General features: G+C 46.5%; 1 protein-coding gene. It reads left to right on the top strand.

The window, feature by feature from the left end; all coding sequences use genetic code 11:
* Window positions 1-396, top strand: a 396-nt coding sequence (locus J1781_RS00130) for a hypothetical protein (RefSeq protein ID WP_217232988.1), incomplete at both ends; no start/stop codon positions are given.

Here is a 396-nt window from a genome sequence, read left to right as displayed (position 1 = left end):
GTGCAGGCATTGAAAAAGCCATGAGCGCGCCAACCACTACAACCACGGTGGTGAGTGCCGCAGGTAGTATCCCTGCGATTCCTTTGACTGCCATTGAAACATGGCTTGAACGCAATATTATCGTATCGCCTGATGATTTTAAAAATACCCCCTATGTCCTTGCTTCAAAAGATAAAAACATTATCACAGGTGTCGGTAACAAAATCTATGCCAAAGGCGTACCACTCATTGTGGGACAACGCTATGGTGTGTATCGTGAGGGCGAACCGTATGTTGACCCAACCACCCGTAAAGTCATCGGTCTTGAAGTCACCCAAGTTGCCGCAGGTATCGTCACTAGCGTAGCATCAAACGGTGTTTCTAGTATCGAGCTTAAAAAATCGTATGGTCAAGAAG

The organism is Rahnella perminowiae (assembly GCF_019049695.1).
GTDB lineage: Bacteria > Pseudomonadota > Gammaproteobacteria > Enterobacterales > Enterobacteriaceae > Rahnella > Rahnella perminowiae.
This window is presented reverse-complemented; position numbering and strand designations above follow the sequence as displayed.